At 71.2% G+C, this 17985-nt stretch carries 11 protein-coding genes, 5 tRNA genes and 1 riboswitch; of the genes, 6 read left to right on the forward strand and 10 right to left on the reverse strand.

All coding sequences use genetic code 11. From position 1 onward, the window contains the following. Positions 1–4: 4 nt before the first annotated feature. The 4 genes from E6R60_RS31670 to E6R60_RS31685 form a co-directional block, all read right to left on the reverse strand. Positions 5–949, reverse strand: a complete 945-nt coding sequence (locus tag E6R60_RS31670; protein WP_136330155.1) for an aldo/keto reductase — start codon at positions 947–949, stop codon at positions 5–7. Between the two features lie 305 nt (positions 950–1254). Further along, on the reverse strand, positions 1255–2424 hold the full coding sequence (locus E6R60_RS31675; protein ID WP_136330156.1) for a M23 family metallopeptidase: 1170 nt from the start codon (positions 2422–2424) through the stop codon (positions 1255–1257). Positions 2425–2435: 11 nt separating this feature from the next. Beyond that, positions 2436–2591, reverse strand: a riboswitch (cyclic di-AMP (ydaO/yuaA leader). 321 nt (positions 2592–2912) lie between these two features. Then, positions 2913–4100, reverse strand: a complete 1188-nt coding sequence (locus E6R60_RS31680; protein WP_136330157.1) for a PP2C family protein-serine/threonine phosphatase — start codon at positions 4098–4100, stop codon at positions 2913–2915. 188 nt (positions 4101–4288) lie between these two features. Next, positions 4289–4362, reverse strand: a tRNA-Met gene (locus E6R60_RS31685). Between the two features lie 422 nt (positions 4363–4784). Here E6R60_RS31685 and E6R60_RS31690 point away from each other — a divergent pair. After that, positions 4785–5153: a hypothetical protein gene (locus E6R60_RS31690; protein WP_240802759.1), complete on the forward strand. Its 369-nt coding sequence runs from the start codon at positions 4785–4787 to the stop codon at positions 5151–5153. A 104-nt stretch (positions 5154–5257) separates the two neighbouring features. Then, a complete protein-coding gene (locus E6R60_RS31695) occupies positions 5258–5668 on the forward strand; it encodes an SHOCT domain-containing protein (protein ID WP_136330158.1) in 411 nt (136 codons plus the stop codon). A 312-nt stretch (positions 5669–5980) separates the two neighbouring features. On the opposite strand, the gene E6R60_RS31700 is transcribed toward E6R60_RS31695, so the two are convergent. From E6R60_RS31700 to E6R60_RS31725, 6 genes are all read right to left on the reverse strand, one after another. Then, positions 5981–6054: transfer RNA gene (locus E6R60_RS31700), tRNA-Lys, on the reverse strand. Between the two features lie 91 nt (positions 6055–6145). Further along, positions 6146–7744, reverse strand: a complete 1599-nt coding sequence (locus E6R60_RS31705) for an amino acid permease (protein WP_240802760.1) — start codon at positions 7742–7744, stop codon at positions 6146–6148. Between the two features lie 131 nt (positions 7745–7875). Further along, a complete protein-coding gene (locus E6R60_RS31710) occupies positions 7876–10947 on the reverse strand; it encodes an FG-GAP-like repeat-containing protein (RefSeq protein ID WP_240802761.1) in 3072 nt (1023 codons plus the stop codon). A gap of 491 nt (positions 10948–11438) precedes the next feature. Further along, on the reverse strand, positions 11439–13646 hold the full coding sequence (locus E6R60_RS31715) for a DEAD/DEAH box helicase (RefSeq protein ID WP_136330159.1): 2208 nt from the start codon (positions 13644–13646) through the stop codon (positions 11439–11441). A gap of 241 nt (positions 13647–13887) precedes the next feature. Next, complete coding sequence (locus tag E6R60_RS31720) at positions 13888–14454, reverse strand: hypothetical protein (RefSeq protein ID WP_136330160.1); 567 nt, start codon at positions 14452–14454, stop codon at positions 13888–13890. An 847-nt stretch (positions 14455–15301) separates the two neighbouring features. Further along, the gene (locus tag E6R60_RS31725) at positions 15302–15652 is read right to left on the reverse strand and encodes a metallopeptidase family protein (RefSeq protein ID WP_206309567.1); all 351 of its coding nucleotides are present in this window, start codon (positions 15650–15652) and stop codon (positions 15302–15304) included. Between the two features lie 174 nt (positions 15653–15826). On the opposite strand from E6R60_RS31725, the gene E6R60_RS31730 reads away from it, so the two are divergent. From E6R60_RS31730 to E6R60_RS31745, 4 genes are all read left to right on the forward strand, one after another. Next, a complete protein-coding gene (locus tag E6R60_RS31730; protein ID WP_136330161.1) occupies positions 15827–17311 on the forward strand; it encodes a metallophosphoesterase in 1485 nt (494 codons plus the stop codon). 176 nt (positions 17312–17487) lie between these two features. After that, a tRNA-Glu gene (locus E6R60_RS31735) sits at positions 17488–17560 on the forward strand. A gap of 36 nt (positions 17561–17596) precedes the next feature. After that, positions 17597–17671 (forward strand) — tRNA-Asp (locus E6R60_RS31740). 23 nt (positions 17672–17694) lie between these two features. Beyond that, positions 17695–17768: transfer RNA gene (locus E6R60_RS31745), tRNA-Phe, on the forward strand. The last annotated feature ends 217 nt before the right edge of the window (positions 17769–17985 follow it).

Consider the following 17985-nt stretch of genomic DNA (forward strand, 5'->3'; position numbering starts at 1 on the left):
CGGGTCAGGCGGAAGCCTCCGTGAGGTCCGCCAGCTCCTGGTCCGTCAGCCGCAGGTCTGCGACGGCCACCAGGGCGGGGAGCTGTTCGACCGTACGGGCCGAGGCGATCGGTGCGGCGACGGTCGGCCGGGCGGCCAGCCAGGCCAGCGCCACGGTTGCGATCTCGGCATCCCGCTCCTGGGCCACCTTGTCGAGCGCGGCGAGCACCTTCCGGCCGCGCTCCGATTCCAGGTGCGCTCCCGCGCTCCCGGCTCGGGCGCTCTCCACGGCGCTCCCCGGACGGTACTTGCCGGTGAGGAATCCGGAGGCGAGGGCGTAGTACGGGACGGCCGCGAGCCCGGCCTCGGCGGCGGTGTCCTGGAGCTCGCCCTCGTAGGTGTCCCGGGAGACGAGGTTGTAGTGGGGCTGGAGGGCCACGTAACGGGCGAGCCCCTCGCGCTCCGAGAAGTCCAGCGAGGCGCGCAGCCGCTGGGGGCTGATGTTGGACGCGGCGATCTCGCGGACCTTGCCGTCCTTCACCAGCTGGTCGAGGGCGGTGATGATCTCCTCGACGGGGACCGTCTCGTCGTCGAAGTGCGTGTAGTAGAGATCGATGTGGTCGGTCCCGAGCCGGCGCAGCGACTCCTCGGCGGCGGCCTTGATGGTGGTAGCGGAGAGCCCCTTGTACGCAGGGTGGGCGCCCACCTTGGTGGCCACGACGATGTCGGAACGGTTACCGCGCGCGGCGAGCCACTTGCCGATGAGGGCCTCGGACTCGCCGCCCTCGTTGCCGGGGACCCAGGCCGAGTAGGCGTCGGCGGTGTCGACGAAGTTGCCGCCGGCCGCCACGTACGCGTCGAGAACGGCGAAGGACTGCGCCTCGTCGGCGGTCCAGCCGAAGACGTTGCCCCCGAGGGCGAGCGGGAAGACCTGGAGGCCGGAGGAACCGAGCTTGCGGAGAGAAGTCATGGGTGGAACAACGGCTTCCCCCGACTCCGCTATTCCGTGGCCTGTACACCGGAACCGGTGCCGCGCGGGGGTGACCGCCGCGGGCGGACACGTACAGAGCCCGTGCCGCGCGGGGCGGACGACGCGCGCGGACACGGAGAAACGCGTGGCGGACAAGGCGCACGGACACGGAGAAAGCGTGGCGGACGAGGCTCACGGGCGGGCACCGCGGGCGGGCGGGCCCGGACAGACCGGCAGCCCTGACGTCGGGGGGAGCGTCAGGGCTGCCGGGGTCGCGAGGCCGGAGGACCGGCGGGGTAACGGTCTCAGACCGTCAGGCCCCGGGCGCGCAGCCAGGCCATCGGGTCGATGCCGGTGCCGTCCGCGGTGTGGACCTCCAGGTGGAGGTGCGGGCCGGTCACGTTGCCGGTCGCGCCGACGCGTCCGATGGTGTCGCCCGTCGTGACCTTCTGGCCGATGCTGACGTCGATCGAGGACTGGTGGCAGAACCACACCTCGGTGCCGTCCTCGAGCTCCAGGACCGTGCGGTAGCCGTAGGAACCGGAGTAGCCGGCCGACTTGATCGTCCCGCTGTGGACGGCCTTGATCGGGGTACCGGTCGGCGCCGCGAAGTCGAGGCCCGTGTGGTAGCCGGAGGACCACATCGATCCGGCCTCGCCGAAGGTCGAGGTGATTGTGTACGAGGACGTGGGGATGGCGTAGCTGGCGGCGAGCTTGGCCAGTCGGAGGGCCTCCGCCTTCTTCGCGGCCTCCTCCGCCGCCTTCTTCTTCTCGGCGGCGATCTTGGCCTCGGCGGCGTCCTGCTGCTGCTTCGCCTCGGCGGCGGCCTTCTCGGCGGCCGCCTTCTCCGCGGCCGCCTTGACCTCGGCGTCGGCGGCGTCCTGCTGCTGCTCGGCCTGCTGGAGGATGCGGGCGCGGAGGGCCTCACCGGCGTCGGTGGTGCCCTGCTCGGCCTCGGCAGTGGTGATGCCGGCGGTCGTCAGCGGGGCGGAAGCGGTCGCGACCGCCGTCTTCTCCGCCGCGGACTCGGACTCGCCCGACAACAGCGCGCCGACGCCGGGAAGGGACTTGGCGTCGGGGAGATTGTCCGCGAGGGAATCGGGAAGGGAGATAGAGACCGGCGGCTTGCTCTGGGCGGTGGCCATGCCACCCGCACCGACGGCCGCGATGACGCCGACGCCGAGGACGGTGGAGCTGCGGGCCAGACCATTGCGCTGCTTGGCGACGCGGTGCTTGCCGCGGACGGGGCGGATGGACTCCTCGGTGGGGTTCCACTCCTCCCAGGTCCGCTCGGGCCCGGTCTCGTCGGCGCGGAAGTCGTTGCCGAAGGCGCTGTCCCGATCGGTCCCGTAGTCGGTGGCGTAGTCCGCTCCGTACTCCGTTCCGAAAGCGGGGGCGGGCCGGGTAGCGAAGTCATCGCCGTACGCGGACCCGAACCGGGAGGGAGCTTCGGGGGCAGGCTTGTTGGACGCCACGGGGGCGCACTCCTTTCCTTCCTTCTCGCCTACCGGGTTAGCTGACGGGTTCGGAGCAGGAAGGTCTCCTACGGGTTCCTCCGTCTCGTAGAACGAGGCAGAGACGCCCGATTCACCCCATGTAGGTGGTTCCCCGGTTCCCTTGCGGAATTCGGCGCTCGCGCACGGTGCCGCCACTGACGGCGGCTGGGACAACCGCGCTGCGTTATCGAACGTTAATAGACACCAGGGTCCGATTCCAAGCTGTTCCCACTGATCGTTCACGCCGCTGGCCTGGACTTTACGGGACACAACCGGGTGGAATCGGACGAGTTGATCGCGCCTCAGTTACCCACCAGTTTCTGACGTTGCGTCATATGTTATGCGGAGCGATGCCCTTCGATTACGGACGGTGGCCCCCCGGCGCGGACCACTTCCCGCCCCGCTGTCCCTCCGGACCTCCGGCTCAGCCGCACCGCCCAGCGCCGCCGCGCTCAAGAGCCTCCGGCTCAGCCGCCACCGTCGCCCAGGCCGACGATCTTCACGGTCCTGCGCCGGTCGGGCTGACCCTCGGCGGGCCGGACGACCGCGAGCAGCGCCATGTCGTCCGTCGACTCGCCGCCCGTGTGCAGCCGCACGTCGTCGGTCAGCGCGGAGAGCAGTTCGTCGGGCCCCGGGAAGATCCGCCCCCGGAGCCGCTCGGCGGGGTCGTAGAAGACGCCTTCGGCGTTACGGGCCTCGGACAGGCCGTCCGTATAGAGGAGGAGCGTCGCGCCGGGAGGCAGGTCCCACTCGTCGGCCTGGTCCGGCCACGCCCCCAGGCCCATCCCCAGCGGCAGGGCGGGCACCGACGGACGGAGCACCTCCAGCACCCCGTCCGTGTGCAGCAGCAGCGGCTCGGGGTGGCCCCGGTTGACGATCCGCGCCCGCGCCGCACCCGGCGGGATCTCCGCGAGCACGGCGGTGACGAACCCCTCGAACGCGTCGAGGCCACCGCGCCGGTCCGACTCGCGCGCCAGCGCCCGCTCCAGCCGCTGCGCCACGTCCTCCAGCGTCTCCTCCTGCTCCGCCGCCTCCCGGAAGGCCCCGATGACCACGGCCACCGCCTCCACGGCGTCCAGACCCTTGCCCCGTACGTCCCCGACCACGAGCCGCACGCCGTGCGGGGAGTCCGTCACCGAGAACAGGTCACCGCCGACGAACTCGTCCGCCTGGGCCGCCTCGTACCGCGCGGCCACGTGAAGCCCGCCGATCCTCTCGGACGGCGTCGGCAGCACCGCCCGCATGGCGGTCTCCGCGATGACCCGGGCGGAGGCCAGCTGCTCGTTGCTCCGCCGCACCACCCGGTTGATCACGACGGCGAGCACGGAGACGGTGAGGACGGTGAGCAGTTCACTGGCGGGCACGACCTGGAGCAGGGTGCCGCTGTACGCCCGCAGCCCGACGACCGCCAGCAGCGCGGCCACCCCGGCACGGACGGTGCCGGCCAGCGAGGCGAACGGGGCCGCGATCAGCGGAGCCGCCGCGTAAAGGGGAATGGCGGTGAACTCGGGCGGGCTCAGGGCGTCGAACAGCACGCCCACGCCGATGATCAGCGCAGGCAGCACCTGGACGAACCGACGGGTCCGCACCCCTCCGCCACGACTGCGCCGCCGCTTCTCCCGCTTCCCCACCTGCTGGTCTCCTGCCCGGTACATCCACGGCCGCGGACGGTACCGCGTACCACCCCCAGGCTTCCCGCAGCGGGGTCGCACGGCGACTCCTCGTCGGCCAATGGGGGTACGTACGCGGCCTGCGGCTCCCGCACCCAGCGGCCCGGCTGGCCGACGGCGCACAAACGATTCAGGCCCGGCACGCTGTATGCGTGCCGGGCCTGAATCTTCAGTAGCGGGGACAGGATTTGAACCTGCGACCTCTGGGTTATGAGCCCAGCGAGCTACCGAGCTGCTCCACCCCGCGTCGGTAAACACAACTCTACGGCATGTTCGACGGACTCATGACCACCCGGCGCACACGCCCCCGCGGGCCGTGCCCGCCCCGACCCGCCACCCGCACGCCGGCGCAAGGCCGCGGGAAGCCCCTCGACACCTCAACCACACAGGCGGATCCGATAGTTCCGCATCGCCCTGCCTCAACCAACCTGCCTGATCGGCCCCTTTGAGAGCCAAGAGCACCCCTCCTCCCGCAGAAGCTCTCCACCAGGCCGTCAACGTGTGGAAAACAAGAAGGTGTTGCAAGGAAGACGTGTTCTGCCGCAAGGTAACTGCTGCATCCCCCGGACCGGTGGGCTGCCCGTGCGAGCAGGTCCGGGGCGCGCAGTCGCCGCACCCCGAAAGCCGCTCCCGGTCTCTCATCGCAGCCTGTCTGGAGGGCCCTCGACGATGACCGCACCGCTCACGCCCACTCCCGCCCCGGCCACCTCACCCTCACCCGTACGCGGTGCCGTCATCAGCGGCCTCATCGGCGGCCTGATCGGTGCGGTGATGAGCGCGGTGGTGAACTACACCGCCATCGGCCTCCCGGACAGCGAGTCGGTCAACGCGCTCAATCACGCGATATCGGGCCTGATCAGCGGGTTCCTCGCCGGCTTCATGGGAATCCTCGCGCACAACCGGAAGACCGCATCGGCCGCCCGCGGGGCAGTTGCCGCGGGCGCCCCTGCCACCCCGGAGCCGGCCGAGCCCGCAGAGCGGTCCCCCGACACGGTCTCCGCCGAGGCACCGGGCGCCGCCCCCGTACCGGAGAAGTAGCCGCCACCCGCCACACCGCCCGCAACTCCAACAGGCGATGGCGTAAATAGGGTGATATGACTGATTTCTGATTCAGTCATTCGACGCGGTGCCTGGAGTGGACGATGGACGACTACCCTCTGCTCAACCTCTTCTGGACCATGCTCTGGTTCTTCCTCTGGATCATGTGGCTGTTCCTGCTGTTCCGAGTCATCATGGACATCTTCCGCAGCGACGACCTGGGCGGATGGGGCAAGGCGGGCTGGCTGGTCCTCACGCTGGTCGTGCCGTTCCTGGGCGTGCTGGTCTACGTGATCGCGCGTGGCAAATCCATGGGGACGCGTGACGTGAGGCAGGCCCAGGAACGCGACGCGGCGTTCAAGGCGTACGTGAGAGACGCGGCGGGCACGCCGGACGCGCACGGCTCCCCGAAGAGCAGCCACGTCGAGGACCTGTCCAAACTCGCCGACCTCAAGGACAAGGGCGCCATCACGGAAGAGGAGTACCAGCGGGCGAAGACGAAGCTCCTGGTCTGACACCCGGACACGACGACGACGCTCCTCGTCCGACCCCGGACACGACGACGGTGCCGGCCGCTCCATGGCCGGCACCGTCGCTGTGTCAGCCTTTCGACGGCTGCCGCACCGGCCCGGTCGGCCGACGCGCCGACGGGGTCAACTGCTCGCCGGCGGACCGGGAACGATCGCGACGGCCGCCGCGCACCGGCCCGCCCCGTTGCCCTGGCAACGCGTCACCCCAGAGGGGCGCACGACGGAGTGCCCCGCCCGGAAGAAACCGGACGGGGCACTCCACCGCAGGTCAGAGGGTTTCCCCTCCCCCGCTTCGCGTAGGCCGTGTGGGACTCGAACCCACAACCAACGGATTAAAAGTCCGCTGCTCTGACCAATTGAGCTAACGGCCCTCGGCGAATCACCCCCGAGCATAGCCCGCCGTGGCCCGGCCGCCGATCGGGTATCGGTTGCCGGGCCCCGTCGTCATGGAAGCCGCCTCGTTCAGTGGGAGGCCTTGCGGGCGATCGTGCGTTTGTGATCGGGGTTGAGGAACCAGTGGCGGGCCGAGGCGAACCACCAGGTGGCGGCGAAGCCCAGGACCACCAGCACGGCGACCGGTGCGTAGTTGAAGGTCTCCCAGGTGACGGGCGAGAGCTGGGGCAGCATGAAGAGAACGGTGATGACCACGACCCACACCACCGCGACGATGCCGATCGGGCGGGACCAGCGGCCCAGGTGCCAGGGGCCGGGGCGGAAGTCGTCGCCGCGCAGGAGACGGAGCAGGGTGGGGATGACGTACGCGATGTAGAGGCCGATGACCGCGATGGAGGTGACGGCCGCGTACGCGGTGACGTTGATCAGGTACGGAAGGCCCAGGACCAGCGCGGCGACGGCGGCCAGCCAGACCGCGGCCACGGGCGTGCGGGTGCGAGGGCTCACCGTGTGCCAGACCCGGGAGAAGGGCAGGGCGCCGTCCCGGGAGAACGCGTAGATCATCCGGCTGTTGGCGGTCACGGACGCCATGCCGCAGAAGAGCTGGGCGCCGATCACCACGAGGAGCAGCAGCTTGCCCGTGGTGGCGCCCAGGGCGTCCAGGAGGATCTGCGCGGGCGGGGCGCCGGTCGGGGAGGCCAGGGCTCCGTCGTACGACTGGATGGCGAAGGTGAAGCCGAGGAGGAGGACGAAGCCGGCGATCCAGGAGGTCCAGATGGACTGGACGATGCCGCGCGGGCCCGCGGTCGCGGCGTCGTGCGTCTCCTCGGTCATATGGGCGGAGGCGTCGTAGCCGGTGAAGGTGTACTGCGCCATCAGCAGTCCGATCATCACCACGTAGAACCCGCTGCCCCACCCGGTGTTGTTCACGAACTCGGTGAAGACGAACGACGCCGACTGATGCGAGTCCGGTACGAAGGTCAGCGCGCCGACGATGACGGCGACGCCGAGCACGTGCCACCAGACGCTGACGCTGTTGAGGAGCGCGACGATGCGCACGCCGAAGGTGTTCAGGAGTCCGTGCAGCAGCAGGATCGCGGCGAAGAGGAGGATCGTCCGGCCGGGGGTGACCCGGAAGTCGAACTGGAGATTCAGGTAGGCGCCCAGGAACGACGCGGCCCCGAAGTCGATCCCGGCGGTGACGGCGACCTGGCCGAGCACGTTGAACCAGCCGGTGAACCACGCCCACGCGGCCGCCGAGCGGGGTGGGGCCAGCCGGTGGGCCCAGAAGTACAGGCCCGCGGACGTCGGGTACGCCGAACAGATCTCGGCCATCGCCAGGCCGACGAACAACGTCATCAGCCCGACGCCGACCCAGCCCCACGTGATGACCACCGGGCCGCCGGTGTTCATGCCGAACAGATAGAGCGTCAGGCAGCCGGAGAGCACCGAGATGATGGTGAACGAGACCGCGTAGTTGGAGAAGGCGGACATCCGGCGGGCGAGGACCTGCGTGTACCCGAGTTCGGCCAGCCGCGCCTCGTCGGAACCGGCGGGTGCGGCGGGTGGGGTCGTGGTGTCGGACGCGTGCTTCGACAGATCGGCCGGGACGGCCGCGGAGGGTGGGGACGGTTGTCCGGAAGGCGCTCCAGGTGGGTTGCTTGTCATGCCCCCAGCGATTCCCTCGCCGGGGGCTCGACATGCGCCGGACGCGGCCCGGTGTGGCGGCCGAGCGCGATCCGTCTTCCCCGGGGAGGACGGATCGCGCCTGCGTCACGGAGCCTGGAGTACCGCCTGCGTCAGGAGAGCCTGGAGTACATCTGCCAGCCGCCCCCGACCTTCACGCGCGTCGCGAACTGGCCCTTGCCGTCGCCCCGGTAGCTCCACAGCACCCCGGAGGTGTCCCGGGCCAGCAGATCGGCCTTGCCGTCGCCGCTCAGATCACCCACGCCCACGAGCGCGTTGTAGACCTGCCAGCCGCCGCCGACCTTCACACGGGACGCCAGCGTGCCCTTGGCCGTCCCCGCGTACCGCCACAGCACCCCGGCCGTGTCCCGGGCCAGCAGATCACCCTTGCCGTCACCGGTCAGGTCACCGGCGCCGGACAGGAGGTAGCCCTTCCAGCCGGTACCGATCCTCACACGCCCCTGGAAGGCACCGTCACCCCTGCTCTCGTACAGATACAGGTAACCGGTCGACGTCTCCCGCGCGAGCAGATCCGCCCGGCCGTCCCCGGTCAGGTCACCCGGCGAGGTCAGAGCGTCGTACACGTTCCAGCCCAGACCCACCTTCGTGTACGCGGTCGTCGGCTTCAACGCACCACCGCACGACGGCTTGTACGCCCGCAGCTCACCGCTCTTCACCCGCACCAGCACGTCATTGCACCGGTCGCCGCTCACATCGTCGAACGGCACCGCCGACGTCACCGTGTTCGCGTCCGTCCAGCCCGAACCCGACACCCTCGCGTCCACCAGACCCGTACCCGTACCGGCCCGGAAATCGGCGACACCGGCCGACGTGAACGCCAGCAGATCACCGACGCCGTCGTTCCCGGCGAAGTCACGAGTGACGGCCGCGCCACCCGTCACCTTCACCGAACCCGACACCGACAGGGCCGCACCGCTGCCATCGGCCGGCTTCGCCGACAGGGTCCAGCCGTACGCGCCGTTGGCGACCGGCCGGCCCGCCGGGTCCTTGCCGTCCCAGGTCGCGGCGACCGTGCCACGGGCCTCGCCACCGGAGACGGTGCGTACGACCTGGCCGGACGCCTTGTTCTTCACGGTGAGCTGCCACGACTCGGCCGGCTTGGACAGCCACCACGTGCCTGCCCAGCTCGGAGCGGCCGCCCGCAGATCGAGCGAGGTCACGGGGGCCTTCGCATCGATCACCGACAACGGTGACGCCGGGACGCCCGTGGGCACGATGCGGACCCGCCGGTCGTCACCGGTGTACGCGACATGGCCGCCGAACCGGTCGACCGTCCAGCCGGCACGGCGCACCGTGTTCTCACTCAGGTCCGCCGCGCTCACCAGCGTGCGCTGGGGCAGGGCGGTGTACGTACCCCCGGCCGGCAGGCCGTCGTGCAGATCGAAGAGCGTGAGGCCGCCCTTCTCGGTGTGCGCAACGAAGTAACCGTCGCCCAGGAGGACCTTGGCGTCCGGAGCCGTCGTGGAACGGCCGGTCTGCCGGTCGTAGACACCCGCGCCCTTGAGCCAGTTCGTGTTGTCCCGGCACTCCCAGTACACCCAGCGGCCCACGGCCTGCAGCTCACTGGGAACACACTTGTTGAGCGTGGTGAAGGTGGTACCCGCCGTGCCCGCAGGCAGCGTCTTCGAGGACACCGTGGACGAGTCCGGGGCGTTGCTCCAGAACGTGTTGCCCCACAGCGCCGCCGCGCCCTGCGGCCGCTTCTCCAGAACAGTGCCGGAATCCGGGCCCCGGAACTCGCTGATCACCTGGTTGCCGCCCGACGCCTCGTTCACCACTCCGAACCGGCCGGAGAGGTCGACGAGTTCCGGAGACATCAGGCCGGTGGTGACGGTCGGCCCCCACTTCGGGTCCCCGTTCCGGAAGAGCATGGTCCTGCTCTGCTCGGTCCCCTCCTTGCGGCCGTGGAACCCGTCACCGCTCGCGAACATCGTGACGCAGTAGGAGGCGTCCAGCCATCCGCAGTCCGCGTCCCGTCCGCTCGTGAGACCGTCCACCGACGTCCGGATCTCCTCGGGCCGGCCGGAGGTCTTGAGCCACGTACTGCGGTAGCTGCCGATGTACGTGTACGGCTGGAAGAGGTTCGAGTCGTCGGCCGTGGTGAGGATGCCGCTGCCAAGGGCGATGCCCGCGGGCTGCGCGGGCATGTCCTCGATGTCCGCGACGCGCTTGCGCGTCAGGGTGCCGTCGGCGGCGGCCGTGAACCGGTAGTAGCCCCAGTCGAGGGGGCCCCGCTCGGTCACGGTCTCGGCTCCGGCGACCAGGACGGAGCCGTCCGGCGCCCAGGAGAGTTCGGTGGTGGCGGCGGCGAGCAGCTCGTCCCCGGTGCTGCCGTCGGCGCCGAGACGGTAGAGCGGCTGTCCGCGGTACTGGTTGTCGCCCGAGTTGGCGGCCTGCACGCCGATGAGTGCGTCCCCGACCAGGCGCATCGCGTCACCGGGGAAGTTCTTGATGTCGAGGGCCCGGGGCGGGGCCGACAGGTCGTTCCGGTCGAAGACCTCGGCGACGTCACCCGTGCCGTCACCCGGGCCCACCTGCAGAAGGGTGTCCTTCCCGAGGGTCACCGCGTGCGCGTTCGCGGCCAGCGGGGTGACCTGCCCGCTCGCCAGGTCGACCAGCCACCACCCGTTCTTCATGGTGGTGTCCTCCCAGAGGATCCCCCGGACGACCACGGACCGGGAGTCACCCTCCGAGATGGTCAGGTTCCAGCCCTCGGGAAGGCCTTCCAGCCGCTGGTCCGTGACCTTGCCGGCCTCGGTCCGCAGCAGATGGAGGTCCGTCGTCGCCCGCTCGGTGCCGGTACGGGTGACGACCGTCGTGCCGTACGTCTCGACGTAGGACTGGCCCTCCGGGATCGGAACGGTGGTGGTCGCCCCGCCCCCCGCGCGCTGCTGCAGCGTGACGTGCGGGCTGGGGGTCGGCGAGTGGATCGCCACGGTGTCGGACCCCCGGCCGAAGCCGGTGGGCCAGTCGCCGCGGGGCCGGCCCTCCTCGGGGTCGTACGCGAGGGGCTTCGGCAGCCGGTCGGCCAGCACGGTGGCCGCGCCCGAGGCGTAGTCGATCCAGCGCAGGCGGTCGTCGCCCTCCTGCGCCGTCAGGAAGCCGGTCTCACCGGCGTTGAGTACGCGCGTGGCACGGGGTACGAAGCGTGCGCCCGGGCTCACCACGACAGTCTCGTCCGACGTTTCGGCAACCGCCGTCCCCGTGGTGGCCACACCGGTCCCGGCGGTGACCGCCAGGGTGATCAACAGGGCGATACGGCTGGACGCGCGTCGGCGTCTCCACCCGCTGGATGAGCGAGTCAAAGTAGAAGTCCTCCCCGGGAACCAAGGCACGGGGGGGCTCACGATGCCGCGTGTGCGCGCTGTGGCCTTCGCGGTGCGGCTGATACGCCTGGCACCGCCACCCCCGAGCAGATGCGGCGACTTTAACAGCAGCCGCGGACACAGCGACAGAGTGTTTCGAACCCGTTCAAAGACGCGGCCCGTACGGCGGAGTCGCCGTACGGGCCGCGCATGTACGGGGGGGCAGCCATCCCCTCAGTACAGGGACTTGTACATCTGCCGGCCGCCCCCGCCCGTGCACACAGGCAGGGCCCGTACACCGAAGCGGTGTACGGGCCCTGCTGAGCGATCAGGCGATCACGGTCCGACGATCAGCCGTTGCGCTTCCAGCGCGGCTTGTCGTCGCGGCGGCCGAAGGTGCCGGTGCCGGTACCCGTTCCGGTGCCACCGCGGTGGTCGTCGCGGCGGCCGGTCGGACGGTCGTTGGCGCCGCCGGAGCGGAAGCCGCCCGAGGGGCGGTCGTCACGACGGTCGCGGTTGAACGGACGGTCGCTGCCACCGGAGCGGAAGCCACCGGACGGGCGGTCGTCACGACGGTCGCGGTTGAACGACGGGCGGTCGTTGTCGCGGTTGAACGCGGGACGGTCGTTGTCACGACGCTCGAAGGGACGGCCGCCACGGTCGTCGCGACGGTCACCGCCACCGGAGCGGAAGCCGCCCGAGGGACGCTCGTCACGACGGTCGCGGTTGAACGCGGGACGGTCGTTGTCACGACGCTCGAAGGGACGGCCGCCGCGGTCGTCGCGACGGTCACCGCCACCGGAGCGGAAGCCGCCACCGACCGGACGGTCCTCGCGACGGTCGTTGCTGCCGCGGAACGACGGACGGTCGCTGCTGCCGCGGTAACCGCTGCTGCCGGCCGGACGGCCACTGCGCTCGCCGGTGCGGTCGTTGCCGCCACGGTAACCACCGCGGTCGCCACCGCGGTTGTCCCGGCGCTCGTAGTTGCCGCGGTCGTCGCGGCGCTCCTCGCGCGCGGCCTGCTGCTCCGGCACGGAGGTGGCGGCCAGCAGTGCGGCCTCCGCCTCGGCGGCGACCTCGGCCACCGCCGCCTCGGGGTCGTCGCCCCGCTCGCGTGCGGCGCGGGCGACCAGGCGGTCGGCCTCCTCGCGCAGCTCCACGGCACGGCGCTGGATGCGCTCCAGCTGCTTGGTCAGGTCGGCGGCCTCGCGCTCCGCCTGCTTGGCGGCGTTGTTCGCGGAGTCGGCCTGGACCTCGGTGAGCGAACGGGCGCCGGTGATCTCGGCGACCTCCGGCTCGAAGACGCCCGCGCCCTGGACGATGTGACGCGACGCGTCGACGCCCGCGTCCTCCATCAGGCGGAAGATCTGGCGACGCTGGTGCGGCAGCGCCAGCGAGACGACGACGCCGGACTTGCCGGCACGGGCGGTACGGCCCGAGCGGTGCAGGTAGTCCTTGTGGTCACCGGCCGGGTCCACGTTCAGGACCAGGTCGATGCCGTCGACGTGAATACCGCGGGCGGCGACGTCGGTCGCGACGAGCGCGTTGACGAGGCCCTTCTTGAAGTCCTCGAGAACGCGGGTACGGGCGCCCTGCGTCATGCCGCCGTGCAGTGCGTCCGCCTTGACGCCGGCCTCGATGAGCTGCTCGGCGATGCGGTCGGCGCCCAGCTGGGTGCGGACGAAGATGATGGTGCGGCCCTTGCGGGCGGCGATGGCGGAGGTGACCGGCGCCTTGTCCTTCGGCTTCACGACGAGGACGTGGTGCGACATCGTCGAGACGTTGCCCTGGGCGGAGTCGACCTCGTGGGTGACCGGGTTGGTCAGGTAGCGCTTGACCAGGGTGCCGATCTCGTTCTCCATGGTGGCGGAGAAGAGCATGCGCTGGCCGCCGCCGGGGATCTGGTCGAGCAGCTCGGTGACCTCGGGCAGGAAGCCCAGGTCGGACATCTGGTCGGCCTCGTCGAGGACGGCGACCTGGACGTTCTCCAGGGAGCAGGCGCCCCGGTTGATGATGTCGCGCAGACGGCCCGGGGTGGCGACGAGGACGTCGACACCGCGCTCCAGCGCGTAGATCTGGTTGCCCATCGACGTACCGCCGCAGACGACCTTCATCTTCAGGCCGAGCACGTCGCCGTACGGCTGCAGCGCGTCCGCGACCTGCATCGCGAGCTCACGCGTCGGGGTGAGGATGATCGCGCGGGGCTTCTTCTTCTCGGTGTGCCCGCCGGCCAGCGCCGTCAGGGTCGGCAGACCGAAGGAGAGCGTCTTGCCGGAGCCGGTACGGCCGCGGCCCAGGATGTCCTTGCCGGCCAGGGCGTCCGGGATGGTCGCCGCCTGGATCGGGAAGGGTGCGGTCACACCGTTCTGCGCGAGCTTGCGGACGATGCCCTCGGGCAGGCCCAGCTCGGCGAACGTGATGGTCGGCTCGGCGTCCACCTCGGCGTCGGCCTGCTCGGCCTGGGGGGCGTCGGTCTCGACCGCGACGGCCTCGACTACGGCCTCGGCGGCCTCGATGAGCTCGGCGTTCTCGACGTCGTTCTCGACGTTCTCGGGCATGACGGTGTGGTCAGAACTGGAAATTGACATGCGAAATGCGAAACCTCTCGGAGTCTCGGCACGCGCCCGTAACTCCGTGTTTTCGCAATTTCGACCGCCTCAATGCGGTCCAGCCACGGCAAGGGAGAGTACGCGCCACACGGCGCTCTTCTGTGTCGGCGCCGGGCAATGGGATCAAACGATCTATAACCATACGCACTCTTCCCCCCATTACGCAAACCGCCCCCTCCCGACCACCCCCTCAGGCCGGTCCCACCTGCGGTGATGCCTCTGGAGTCCGTAGCGCGTACACGGCACCCGGCGCACCCATCGCGCCCTTACGGAGCTGAGCGGCCGGTGAGGCAGACGGCACGGGCGGCGCCGGATCGGAGGGTCCCGGGTCGGGCTCCGGCGGGGTCGTCTGCTGCGGGCTCTCGGGGGCGGGCCCCGGGTCGGACGGGGCGGGCGGTTCCGGTTGCGCGGAGGCCTCCGGCCCCGAGGGCTTCGGCGGCACCGGGTGGCCGGCCTTCGCCGGGGCGGACCGGCCGGATTCCGGGCGGGGGCTTCCCGAGGGGGCGGCGGAGCCGCTCGGGTCGGCGGAACGGCCCGCCTTGCGCTCGGCGTGCGCCCCGCCGCCGCCCCCCGTACGGGCCCCGCCCGTCCCGGCCACCGTGGACCCGTCCGGCTCGGCCACCGCGCCCTTCGGTGCGGCGGACCCGGAGGGCGCCGGTTTCCCGCCGTCGGAGCCGATGCTCATGCAGCCGGTGGACGCGGCGATCGTCACCGCGGTGACGGCCATCCAGCGGACGGGTAGGGGCAACTGGCGCACGGGGGCCTCCGGGGGCGGGAATCAGGACGGGCGCTGTGCCCAACTCCCGCCGCCCCGCCGGGGACACGGTTCCCCTGCGGGGGGCGGCGCCTTGTCGTGGTTGCCCCTTGCCGGGGCGCGGGGTTCCGTCCTCAAGCGCCGGACGGGCTTGAGATGTGCGGGCCCCGTGCGGGGTGCGGGTTGCTCCGGCGGGCCGGTTCCGTCCTCAAACGCCGGGCCGGCTTGAGATGTGCGGGCCCCGTGCGGGGTGCGGGTTGCTCCGGCGGGCCGGTTCCGCCCTCAAACGCCGGACGGGCTTGAGATGTGCGGGCCCCGTGCGGGGTGCGGGTTGCTCCGGCGGGCCGGTTCCGTCCTCAAACGCCGGACGGGCTTGAGATGTGCGGGTGCTCCGCGTTGCGGAGGCGCCCTGACCCGGTGGGTGGGGGTTCGGGGTCCCTCCGGGGCGTCTCCTCAAACGACGAACGTTCCGCCGGTACGCAGCCGCACCCGGGTCGGTGTTCGTCGTCCTGCGGGGACTCCCCTGCACGCTCCCGAACCCGCCCGCCGTGCGTCTGCGACAGTCGCAGGGCCGGTGTGCAGACGCAGACGAGGCCGGGTGGGGGCGTGCAGGGGAGTCCCCGCAGGAAATGGCGTACGACCCCAGTCGTTTTCCCACCCGCCCGCACATGCCATTTCTGAGGAGTCTCCCCGGAGGGCCCCCACCCCCACCCACCGGACAGAGGCGAACACCCGCACAACACCGCGCACCCGCACCACCACAGCCCGTCCGGCGCTTGAGGACGGAACCGGCCCGCCGGAGCACCGCCACCCCCGCGGAGCACCCGCACCCCCGCAAGCGCCCCCCGGGTCACCCGTAGCCCAGCGCGTGCAGCCTCTCGTCGTCGATGCCGAAGTGGTGGGCGATCTCGTGCACGACCGTGATCTCCGTCTCGGCCACGACGTCCTCGCGCGACTCGCACATCCGCAGCGTCGGCCCCCGGTAGATGGTGATCCGGTCCGGCAGGACGCCCGCGTACCACTCACCGCGCTCGGTCAGCGGCGTCCCCTCGTAGAGCCCCAGCAGTTCCGGATCATCGGACTCCGGTTCGTCCTCGACGAACACCGCGACGTTGTCCATCAGCCGGGTGAGCTCCGGCGGAATCCGGTCCAGCGCCTCGCCGACCAGTTCCTCGAACGCTTCCCGCGTCATCTCCAGCACCCCGCCATTGTCACGTACGGCCCCCGGACGCGCCCTGGTGTGCGGATATACGCCCCTCCGCCAGGGGCCCCCGCCCCACCGCCGCGGCCCACCCGCCGCGCCCCCTGGGACGCACCCGCCCCACCGCCGCGGCGGCCACGCATATCCGCCTCGCCGCCGGGGCATACGCGCCCAATGGCTCGCGTCCGGCACCTCCCGCGCTCCCTCCCCAGCACCCCGCCGCGGCCGTTCGTCCGTGCGCTCGGTCTGGTCGCCGTCGTGTTGTTCGGCGCCTGGCTGGGGCTGCTGGTCGTCGGCAGCGTCCGGACGCCTGTGGGGCCGATGGACACGACGATGACCCTGCGGCCCTCCCTCAGCGGTGGCACCAAGATCAACGTGTCGCCCCTCGGCGCGCTGGAGCTGGACTCGCACCACGCCCCGGTCCGGCTGGACGTCGACATCGACCGCCTGGACCCGGTCCGCTCGGAGGCCCTGGTCCAGCACCCGGAACGGCTCGCCGGCCTGGAGGACGAGGTCGGCGCCGACGTCGGCGCCGGTGCCCGCGAACTCGCCGTGCGCTCCTGCGTCGCGGTCGTGTCCGGCGCCACCGCGCTCGGCCTCGCCGTCTACCGCAGGCCCCGGCGCGCCCTGGCGGCAGGGGGGCTCGCGCTCGCGCTGCTGACCGCCTCGGGCGTGGGCGCCTACGCCACCTGGAACCCGGAGTCCGTCCTGGAGCCGAAGTTCTCCGGGCTGCTCTCCAGCGCCCCCTCCGTCGTGGGCGACGCCCGTTCGATCGTCACCGACTTCGACGTCTACCAGCAGGAACTCGCCCGGCTGGTCACCAACGTCACCAAGCTGTACGACGCCACCTCGACGCTCCCGGTGTACAGCCCGAACCCCGCCACGCTCCGCGTCCTGCACGTCTCCGACATCCACCTCAACCCGGCGGCCTGGCACATCATCGGCTCGCTCGTCGAGCAGTACGACATCGACGTGATCATCGACTCCGGCGACACGATGGATCACGGCACGGCCGTGGAGAACAGCTTCCTCGACCCGATCGGCGACCTGGGCGCGCCCTACGTCTGGGTCCGCGGCAACCACGACTCGGCGGTGACGCAGCAGTACCTGGCGGGGAAGAAGCGTTTCCGGAACGTGCACGTGCTGGACGAGGGCCGGGCGGTGGACGTCGGCGGGCTGCGGGTGGCGGGCATCGGGGACCCGGAGTTCACCCCGGACCGCACGGGCCCGGAGCAGGCCGAGGGGGTCGAGCGGGAGGCCGGCGTGCGGCTGGCCGCCGCGCTGCGCGCCGGGCAGCGGGCCGGCGCACCGGCCGACATCGCCGTCACCCACGAACCGGAAGCGGCCCGGCAGACGGACGGCACGGTTCCGCTCGTCCTGGCCGGCCATGTGCACCACCGGCAGAACGAGCTGATGAAGGGCGGCACCCGACTGATGGTCGAGGGGTCGACGGGCGGCGGCGGGCTGCGGGCCGTACAGAACAAGAAGCCCGAGCAGGTGCTCGCTTCGGTGCTCTATCTGGACCGCTCCACCCGCCGGCTGCAGGCCTGGGACGAGATCACCCTGGGCGGCCTCGGCCTGACGACCGCCGAGGTCAGCCGCCATCTGCCGGAGGAGGGCCGACCGGACGCAACGCCCTCCCCTATTCGGTTTGGCTGACACCGAAACCCCCGTGTACAGTCTCCGACGTGCCCAAGGGCGCCGGTCGGACTCGGCCGTTCTGACACCTCAAGGGGTGGAAGGAGAAGCGGAACCTTTCGAGGGGAAGCGGAGTCGCACGCTTCTCACTTTCCCTTCGGGCGACAGACGCAGAAGCAAGCTGTACCAGCAGTTCTGCCCTCATCGTCTAGTGGCCCAGGACGCCGCCCTTTCAAGGCGGTAGCACGGGTTCGAATCCCGTTGGGGGCACGCACAACCTGTGCGACACTTAGTCGCACAAAGCTTGGTCCTGTGGAGCAGTTTGGAGTGCTCGCCACCCTGTCAAGGTGGAGGCCGCGGGTTCAAATCCCGTCAGGACCGCTGCAGCCCTTTGTGAGCTGCGTGGCTGGGTAGCTCAGTTGGTACGAGCGATCGCCTGAAAAGCGATAGGTCGCCGGTTCGATCCCGGCCCCAGCCACTCTTCGAAGGCCCCGTCCGGTGGACGGGGCCTTCGCCGTTTACGCGGGCTCTGCCGCCCTCCGTCGAGGGGCCGGACGACCGGCGGCCGGACGGCCGGGACGACGCCGCCGAGCCCCGTGCCCGAGGGCCCGGTCACCGACGACCGGACGACCGGGACAGCGTGACCGGGCCCCGTGACCGAGGCCGCGTGAAATACGTTCGCCGTTCCTCGGGCC

The organism is Streptomyces sp. A0642 (assembly GCF_004795105.1).
In the GTDB taxonomy this organism is placed as follows: domain Bacteria; phylum Actinomycetota; class Actinomycetes; order Streptomycetales; family Streptomycetaceae; genus Streptomyces.

Excerpts from the sequence above, each read along its gene's own strand:
- E6R60_RS31670 (WP_136330155.1), bottom strand. The coding sequence starts at position 949 with ATGACTTCTCTCCGCAAGCTCGGTTCCTCCGGCCTCCAGGTCTTCCCG.
- E6R60_RS31680 (WP_136330157.1), bottom strand. The coding sequence starts at position 4,100 with ATGTACCGGGCAGGAGACCAGCAGGTGGGGAAGCGGGAGAAGCGGCGG.
- E6R60_RS31690 (WP_240802759.1), top strand. The coding sequence starts at position 4,785 with ATGACCGCACCGCTCACGCCCACTCCCGCCCCGGCCACCTCACCCTCA.
- E6R60_RS31695 (WP_136330158.1), top strand. The coding sequence starts at position 5,258 with ATGGACGACTACCCTCTGCTCAACCTCTTCTGGACCATGCTCTGGTTC.
- E6R60_RS31705 (WP_240802760.1), bottom strand. The coding sequence starts at position 7,744 with ATGACAAGCAACCCACCTGGAGCGCCTTCCGGACAACCGTCCCCACCC.
- E6R60_RS31715 (WP_136330159.1), bottom strand. The coding sequence starts at position 13,646 with ATGCCCGAGAACGTCGAGAACGACGTCGAGAACGCCGAGCTCATCGAG.
- E6R60_RS31730 (WP_136330161.1), top strand. The coding sequence starts at position 15,827 with ATGGCTCGCGTCCGGCACCTCCCGCGCTCCCTCCCCAGCACCCCGCCG.